This window comes from uncultured Arthrobacter sp., from assembly GCF_902805515.1.
Classification (GTDB): domain Bacteria; phylum Actinomycetota; class Actinomycetes; order Actinomycetales; family Micrococcaceae; genus Arthrobacter_D.
The window spans coordinates 1-8,295 of the sequence record NZ_CADCTE010000123.1 but is presented as its reverse complement, the minus strand read 5'-3'; the positions used below and the strand labels follow the sequence as shown (position 1 = coordinate 8,295).

Here is an 8,295-nt window from a genome sequence, read left to right as displayed (position 1 = left end):
CGTCGCTACCCTGCCGTTCTCAGTGAGCGTGGCGAACGGCTGCCCAGTCAACTCGACCCTCCCGCGGGACTTACTACTCCAGAAGTGGCCCGGAAAAGCCGCGACAAGCCTGCCGCCTCGGCGGAGTGAATGCCGGTCGATCGCTCAGTCGGCCAGGGGCCTCACCTCCAGGCCTGCGGTGTCGAGGGAGACGGTGAAGGTGCCGAGCCGGTCGGTGCGCGCCGCGTACACGGACTGCCGGCGCAGGTCGGCCACCACCTGAGGGTGCGGGTGGCCATAGTCGTTGCCCTCTCCCGATGAGATGAGGGCAAGACGGGGCCTCAGCACCTCGAGGATCATTCCACCTCCATTACGTGCGCCGTGGTGGGGAACCTTGAGGACGTCCACTCCGTCCCGGGCCAGCCCCGGGTGGGCGGAGAGCAGCCGCCGGGAGGCGTCCTGCTCGATGTCGCCGGTGAACAGCGCGGTCGCCGGCCGCATCGGACCCGGAATCTGGACCAGGAGCACGGCACTGGCGTCATTCTCGCTGCCGTACCCGGTCCCGGCCGACCGGCCGGTGCCGCCGTCTCCGGACGGCGGCGGCCACAACGCTTCCCACCTCACTCCCCCGGCCTGGCCGACATCTCCGGCGGCGATGCGCACCGGTTCGAGCCCGACGGCCCGGGCGGGGGCACTGAGCTCACGGGGCAGCGTCGGTTCATTCGAGGAGTAGCGCAGTTCCTTCACCTGCCGTCCCTCGAACACCCCGGCCGCTCCCGCGTAGTGGTCCTCGTGGAGGTGGGTGACCACCAGCAGGTCCACCACCGTGACCGCCAGGTCCGAGAGGCACTCATCCACCGCGCCGCGATCGGGACCTGCGTCGATGACCAGGGCGTGCCCGGGCCCGGTGTTGACGACGAAGGCATCGCCCTGCCCAACGTCGCAACCGGCCACCACCCAGCCCGGCGGAATGCCCGCCCGGGGTTGGAACAGGATCACTCCGGCGGCCCCCAGTGCGCAGCCCGCCAACAGGCACAGAGCCGCGGCTCCGAACCGGACCACCGCCCGGTGTGGCCTGGCTGCACGCCCCGGGCGCACGGTGGCGGCGATGCCGAACACGATCAGCAGGGACAGCGCGGCTGCGAGGAGGGCGCCCGGTGCCCCCGGCACCCAGGGAACCTGCGCGAAGGGCGCGCCGCTGCCTATCCGGGCAATGGCGGCCACCCACCCGGACCCCAGCTGCCCGACCGCCAGGAAGGGTTCAGCGGCGGGCGGCCACGCGGCGATGGCGGCAACGGCGAGCATTCCGGCGATCGTCACGAACGGCACGACCGGCGCCGCGGCAAGATTGGCGGGCACCGCATAGACAGACAGGGAGGGCTGCAGCATCACCAGCAGCGGCGTGCAGGCCAGTTGGGCTGCCACCGGCACCGCGAGCAGCCGGGCAGCCCAGACCGGAAGGACCGCCGCGAAACGCGAGGCAAGGAGCGGCCCGATCAGGATCAGCCCCGCCGTGGCCGACACGGACAACAGGAAGGCGTAGGAGAAGTGCAGCCACGGGTCGGCGGCCAAAAGCACGATCACGGCAAGGAACAGCAGCGGCAGGGACATCCTCCCCCGGCCGGTCAGGACAGCGAAGATCCCGATGGCTCCCATCACCGCGGCGCGCAGCACGCTCGGTTCCGGGCGGACAAGGAACACAAAGGCGGCCAGGGCGATGAGCGCAGCACCGGCGGCGGCGGGCCGGGGCACCCGGGCCGCGCGGGCAGCCAAAAAGGCAAAAGCCAGCACATACGAACAGTTTGTGCCGGAAACCGCGGTCAGGTGGGTCAGCCCGGTGGCCTTCATCGCCTCCCCGAGCCGCTCATCGAGCACCGAGCGGTCTCCGATGGCCATTCCGGGAAGCAGCCCGCCATCCCCGGCCCCGCGGGCGAGGGCCCGGCTGCTGAATTCGTGGCGGAGGTCCCGCGTATAGTCCTCCGCGCCCCGTGCGGGTTCCACCACTGGTGGAGCGGCTGGAAGGAACACCGCCACCTCCTTACCGGGCTGGTCCGGAGAGCGCAGCCTCCCCACCGACCGCACCGTGTCGCCCCTGCCGATCCGCTTCCACTGCCCGTCCCCGAACACCACGACGGGGGACGCCGCCGTGAAGGAGCGCCCGGAGTAGGAACCCGCGGCGACCATGGCGCGCAGGACATAGCGCGCTTCCCCATAGTCGGCCCGAACAGGGGCGGCGTCGCTGGACGGGCGGAGAGTGACGGTGACGATGGCGTTCTCACGGGCCGCCTCGTCGACAGGACCCGCAGTGAACCCCGCAACGCTTCCGGCGGCCGCGAGCATGACCAGGCACCCCGCTGCCAGCGGCAGGAGAAGCGGGACCAGGAGTGCCGCGACGGTCCGCCCGCGGGATGCCACGCACAGCAGACCGAGCGTCAGTCCGGCACAAGCTAGCAGTGATCCCGCGGCTGCGGCTTCTTCCGCGGGCAGCCGGGTCGCCAGCGCCGCGGCAGTCCATGCCGCGGCGGCGGCGGGGGCCAGACGGAAGTCGGTGGGGAGGTCTGGTTCTCGCCGTGGAACGGTCCGGGTCGATGCGTCGATGCCGGGGAAGGCCTGCGGTACCGGAAGTGCACGCTTCGTCACCGCACCACCACGAGGGGCAGCATCGCCTCGAGCATGGCGGGGCCGATGCCCGGGACCGCGTCGAGATCCTCGGCCCGCGCGAATGGGCCGTGTTCGGTCCGCCACTCAATGATCCGCTCTGCAAGGACCGGGCCAACGCGGGGCAGCGTCTCCAGGGCGGGGGCGTCGGCGGTGTTGAGGTTCACCATGCCCTCGGGCATCCCGGTGCCGCTGCCCCCGCTGCCGGTGCCTCCGGTGCCCGCACCACCCGTTCCACCGCCCGGCGTCCGGCCGCCGGTGGCTGGCCCGCCGGAGCCCGCCGGTGACCCCGGTGACCCCGGCGGAACCGCTTCGCCCTTCCGCGGCACGTGGACCTGCCCTCCGTCCACCACGACGGCCGCCAGGTTCACGGCGGCGAGGTCCGCCTCCGGTGTGGCACCCCCGGCGAGCTCGAGCACCTGGAACAGCCGCGAACCCTGCGGAACCTCGCGGACCCCAGGCGAAGCCACCGCGCCGGTCAGATGCACGAAGACTCCGCCCGGGTCGGCACCCGCGCCATCCCCTTCGAGGGGCATCTCAGATCGGCTGGTGCCGGCAGAATCAGCTTCGGATCCGGCGGTTCCTGACGCTGCTCCACCGGTCGGCACCGGGCCCGGCGGCGCTGATCCCTGTGTGGAACCGGGTGCTGCCTCCCCGCGCCTCACCGTCTCCTCCCGGGAGCCTGACCGTTGCTCCTCGGCTGAGAGCGGAATGGTCGCAACCGGAGGCGCGGCCTCGCTGCGGACGAAAAACAGTCCAACGCCCAGCGTCAGCGCGAGGCCCAGGAACACCAGAGAGGCCCCGCGGGCCGCAGCCCACCGGCGGGTCCGCGGAGGCGCCACCTCGACCTCGGCTAGGCCGCCCGGACTGCGACGGCGCGGCGGGCGACCCGGGCCAAATGACGTGCCGTCAGCCTCGCCGGTCACGGCGGCGGCGGTATCCAACGAATCGCCGGAACTGTCGGCGGTTGAAGCGGGCGTGCCGCTCGACGCCTCCCTTACGGTGCCGGCCGCCGGTCCCGACTCTGCGACGCCGCCGGCACCTGTTGCGGCGGCGCGCCCTGCGCGGCCCGACGGAAAGGCGCCGGCTGAGCCACCACCCCCGCCCGCGGCAGCCTGCAGAGGGAGGGTGGCGGCGGTGGTGGCCCAGCGGTGTCGTGGCATAGGCCACGGTAGGCACGAGCTCCACGTGGGGCAGGCCCGCGCTGGCGCTATGTGGACAACGGCCGGGATGTGCCGCTGTCCGTCGATTCGCGCGCCATCACCGCCGGGGGAGGTCGAGGAGTTCCGGAATGAGGACCTGCCCGGCTCACTGCCCTTTGACGTGGGCAGCATCAGGGTGCTGGCGCAGCCCCCCAACCCGGACAGGAAATTTTCGTCGGTGGTGGCTCCTGGCCATACCGCACCTGCTGATCGTGGCTGCCTCCGTCTTGATCGGGGCGGAAAGGATCCGGCTGCGCTCCACGACGGGGCAGGAGAGTCGAGCCACCGCCCGCCTCCGCGGTGACCCCGGCCTGTGCCGCCCGACGGTGTGGCGGACCGAGAGCTGCTCAGTGCTCGAGTCGTTGGGCAGGTCGGAGAACCGGCCCAGATGCGGCAGCTCACCGGTGATGGGCTAGACCACGAGAATGGCCACGATCATGATGTAGATTCGGCCGATCAGCAGTGACAGCTGGCGCCGGGGAGCAGGACGATGAATTTCCCCGGCCCGGCCCACACCTGGACCGGGGGGGCATGACAACCAAGGACACCGACATCGCGCCAGCGGTTGAGGACGGCGGTTCACTCGAAATCGTGCGCACGCCTGCGTGGGAGGTTAAGCACAAGCTGGAGCAGGACCCGAATGAGATGGCACACCTCGTCTGTTGCCGTGACCTGGACTGGCGGGAGGCTTTCTGCGGGTATGAAGAGCCCGAAATGACGATCGCGCCGCAGGCCACCGTCTTCTGCACGATGTGTGTTGAGGTCATGACAGCAAAGGGGGGCGTGCCATGGGATGGAAAGTGCCCGGTAGACGACCAACCGTGCCCTGAGGAGAACGCAGTCGACCGAATGATCGACGAGCGGACCGCCCGGTAGCACGCCGCCCGGCCGGTCCACGAGGGGGCACAGGGGCTCGCCGGCGTGATGGTGCCCTGGCGTTAGCCGGAAACCGGGCGGGGAACGACAGCCACAGCCATCACCCCGAGGCCCGCATGAGCCGCGAGGACCGCCGGACAGCGGGCCAGGGAAACGGGGGTGCCGGGAAGAGCGGATTCCAGCCGGGCCGCGAAGCCGGCGGCCTCGTCGTCGTTCCCGAAATGGTGAACCGTAATCTCGCTGCCACCGGACCGGGCGGCAGCGGCGCCCTGGACGATCTCGAGGAGCCGGTCGAGGGCCCGGTCGGCCGTGCGGACCTTCTCCACGGGGACCACGCGCCCGTCCTGGATCTTCAGCAGCGCCTTGACCGAGAGGACGTTGCCCAGCCAGCTCGCCGACGCGCTGATCCGTCCGCCGCGGCGCAGCTGGTCAAGGCTCGGAACGTAGAAATAGAGCTCCGAGGTACGGCAGACGATGGCCGCGGCGGCGGCGCTGCGCTCAAGGCTCGCCCCCTGCCGCAGGGACTGCAGCGCGGCCACGGCGGCATAGCCCTGAGGCATCCCGGCCGTGCGGCTGTCGATGACCTCAACGGGAATGCCGACCGAGGAGGCCGCCAGGCGTGCCGCGTCCACCGTGCCGGACAGGGCCCCGGAGAGGTGGATGGAGATGATCCCCGAATGGCCTTCGGCCTCGAGGGCCCGGTAGGCGCGCTCGAACTGGCCCGGCGACGGGCGGGACGTGCGCACCTCCGAACCCTGCGCCAGCGCGATGGTCAGGGGCTCGACCAGGGATTCCCCGCCGTCGCTGTAGATCTGGCCGGCGATCAGCACGGGCAGGGGAACCACAGTGACTCCCCCTGCGCGGCCCTTCCCGTCGAGCCAGCCCGGCGGGAACCCGGCCGCCGAGTCGGTGACGACCCCGGCCGGGAGTCCGTCGCTGGCCATGCTCAGCTGGGCACGATGTTGACCAGCTTGGGCGCCCGCACGATGACCGTGCGGATGCCCCTGCCGTCGAGGATCCGGGAGACCTGCTCGCTGGCGAGGGCCAGGGCCCGCAGCTCGTCCTCGGTGATGTCGGGCGACACGGTGAGCCGGTCGCGGACCTTGCCCTGGACCTGCACGACGGCGACGACGGACTCCTGCGCGAGCAGGTCCTGCTCCACGGCCGGCAGGGCGGCGGTGGCCACGCCGGGGGTGTGGCCCAGCCGCTCCCACAGATCCTCGGCGGTATACGGGGCGAACATGCCCAGCAGCACCGTAACGGTCTCCGCCGCCTCACGGACGGCCGGGTCGCTGCCGCCCGGGCCGGAGTCGATGGCCTTGCGGGTGGCGTTGACCAGCTCCATCAGCCGCGCGATGACGACATTGAACTTGCTGGCGCCCATGAGCTCGGGCACGTCGGCCAGCGTGCGGTGGGTGGCCGCGCGCAGCGCCCGGTCACCCGCGGCGAAGTCGACGCCGGGCGCGCTGGTGACATCGGCGCCCAGGCGCCAGGCGCGGGCCAGGAACTTGGCCGAGCCCGACGGGGACACGTCGGCCCAGTCGACGTCGTCCTCCGGCGGGGAGGCGAAGATCATGGTGAGGCGCACCGCGTCCACCCCGAACTTGTCGAGCTGCTCGCCGAGGTCCACCCCGTTGCCCAGGGACTTGCTCATGGCCTTGCCGCCGTTGAGCACCTGCCCCTGGTTGAGCAGGGAGGAGAACGGCTCGGTGAAGTTCACCAGGCCCAGGTCGAAGAGCACCTTGGTGAAGAACCGGCTGTAGAGCAGGTGCAGAATGGCGTGCTCGACGCCACCGACGTACTGGCCGACGGGCATCCACCGGTTGACGGCGTCGGTGTCGAACGGCGCGGTCTCCAGGTGCGGGGTGATGAACCGCAGGAAGTACCAGGAGGAGTCCACGAAGGTGTCCATCGTGTCGGTGTCCCGCTTGGCGGGCCCGCCGCACGACGGGCAGGAGACGTTGACCCAGTCCTCGACGGCGGCCAGCGGCGAGACGCCCCGCGGTTTCAGCTGGTTGCCGTGAAGGCCCTCGGGCAGGGTGACCGGCAGCTGCTCGTCGGGCACGGGAACCTCGCCGCAGGTGGCGCAGTGGATGATCGGGATCGGGGTGCCCCAGTACCGCTGGCGCGAGAGCAGCCAGTCGCGCAGGCGGAAATTGACCGTCCCCTCGCCGGTGCCCTGCGCCCCGAGCAGTTCGACGGCGCGGGCGATGGCCGCGGGCTTGTCCAGCCCGCTCAGCTCGCCGGAGTTGACCAGGACGCCCTCGCCGGCGGTCGCCGTGCCGGTGACCGCCGGGTCCTCGGCGCCGGTGTCGACGACGGTACGGACCGGCAGGTCGAACGCCCGGGCGAAGTCGAGGTCGCGCTGGTCATGGGCGGGAACGGCCATGATCGCGCCGGTGCCGTAGTCGGCCAGCACGTAGTCGGCGGCCCAGACCGGCAGCTTTTCCCCGTTGAGGGGGTTGACGGCGTACCGGCCGGTGAACACGCCGGTCTTCTCGCGTTCGGTGGACTGGCGCTCGATTTCGGAGAGCTTCTTGACCTGCTCCCGGTACTCCTCAAGTGCGCTGCGGTGCTCGGCGGTGACCAGGTCGAGGGCGAGCTGCGTGTCGGCGGCGACGACGAAGAAGGTCGCCCCGTAGAGGGTATCGGGGCGGGTGGTGAACACCGGGACGTCGTGGGCCGGCCGGTCATCGGCGGCCTCGATGGTGAAGCGCACGGTCGCGCCCTCGGAGCGGCCGATCCAGTTGCGCTGCATCGCCAGCACGCGCTCGGGCCAGTGGCCCTTCAGCTGGTCCATGTCCTGCAGCAGGCGGTCGGCGTAGTCGGTGATCTTGAAGTACCACTGGTTGAGGTCCTTCTTGGTGACCATGGTTCCGCAGCGGTCGCAGGCCCCGTTGATGACCTGCTCGTTGGAGAGCACCGTCTGGTCCTTGGGGCACCAGTTGACGGGCGAGTTCTTCCGGTAGGCCAGACCCTTGTTGAAGAACCGGGTGAACAGCCACTGGGTCCAGCGGTAGTACTCGGGATCGGAGGTGTGGATCCGGCGGGACCAGTCGGCGCTGATCGCGTAGCGCTTGAAGGAGTGCGCCTGCGTGTCGATGTTCGCGTAGGTCCACTCCGCCGGGTGGGCATTGCGCTTGATGGCCGCGTTCTCCGCCGGCAGCCCGAAGGAGTCCCACCCGATCGGGTGCAGCACGTCGAAGCCCTGCAGCCGGGACCAGCGGGCGGCGACATCGCCCATGGCGAAGGCCTCGGCGTGGCCCATGTGGAGGTCGCCCGAGGGGTAGGGGAACATGTCGAGCACGTACCGGCGCTCGCGTGAGCCGTCGTCGAGCGGCTTGAACGATTCCAGCCCGTCCCACACCGCCGGCCATCGGGCCTCCATGGCGGCGAAGTCGTAGGTGTTCTCGTCGGGCTGTCCAGCCTCGGAAGGTGTGCTCACTGTCTTGAACCCTGTCCTGTCATTCTGCGCGATTGCCTCATCGTTTTCCGTCCCTGCCTGCCCCGCCCCGGTAACCGGCCCGGACACACAAAAGCCCCTCGTCCAGGGAGGGGCCGCCGCACGCTTGTCGCGTGC

General features: G+C 70.9%; 5 protein-coding genes. 1 reads left to right on the top strand and 4 read right to left on the bottom strand.

Annotation, left to right across the window (positions count from 1 at the left end):
• Positions 1-144: 144 nt before the first annotated feature.
• Together QZX79_RS11080 and QZX79_RS11075 are read right to left on the bottom strand one after the other, a co-directional pair.
• Complete coding sequence (locus tag QZX79_RS11080; RefSeq protein WP_294568338.1) at positions 145-2,619, bottom strand: ComEC/Rec2 family competence protein; 2,475 nt, start codon at positions 2,617-2,619, stop codon at positions 145-147.
• Complete coding sequence (locus QZX79_RS11075) at positions 2,616-3,125, bottom strand: helix-hairpin-helix domain-containing protein (RefSeq protein ID WP_294568337.1); 510 nt, start codon at positions 3,123-3,125, stop codon at positions 2,616-2,618. The genes QZX79_RS11080 and QZX79_RS11075 overlap by 4 nt, the downstream gene beginning before the upstream one ends.
• A gap of 1,245 nt (positions 3,126-4,370) precedes the next feature.
• Between QZX79_RS11075 and QZX79_RS11070 the strand changes: the two genes are divergently transcribed.
• Positions 4,371-4,715: a hypothetical protein gene (locus QZX79_RS11070; protein ID WP_294568336.1), complete on the top strand. Its 345-nt coding sequence runs from the start codon at positions 4,371-4,373 to the stop codon at positions 4,713-4,715.
• Between the two features lie 62 nt (positions 4,716-4,777).
• Here QZX79_RS11070 and QZX79_RS11065 read toward each other — a convergent pair whose 3' ends face one another.
• Together QZX79_RS11065 and leuS are read right to left on the bottom strand one after the other, a co-directional pair.
• Entirely contained in the window at positions 4,778-5,659 is an 882-nt protein-coding gene (locus tag QZX79_RS11065; RefSeq protein ID WP_294568335.1) for a DegV family protein, read from the bottom strand.
• A gap of 2 nt (positions 5,660-5,661) precedes the next feature.
• On the bottom strand, positions 5,662-8,160 hold the full coding sequence (gene leuS, locus QZX79_RS11060; protein WP_294568334.1) for a leucine--tRNA ligase: 2,499 nt from the start codon (positions 8,158-8,160) through the stop codon (positions 5,662-5,664).
• Positions 8,161-8,295: the final 135 nt, after the last annotated feature.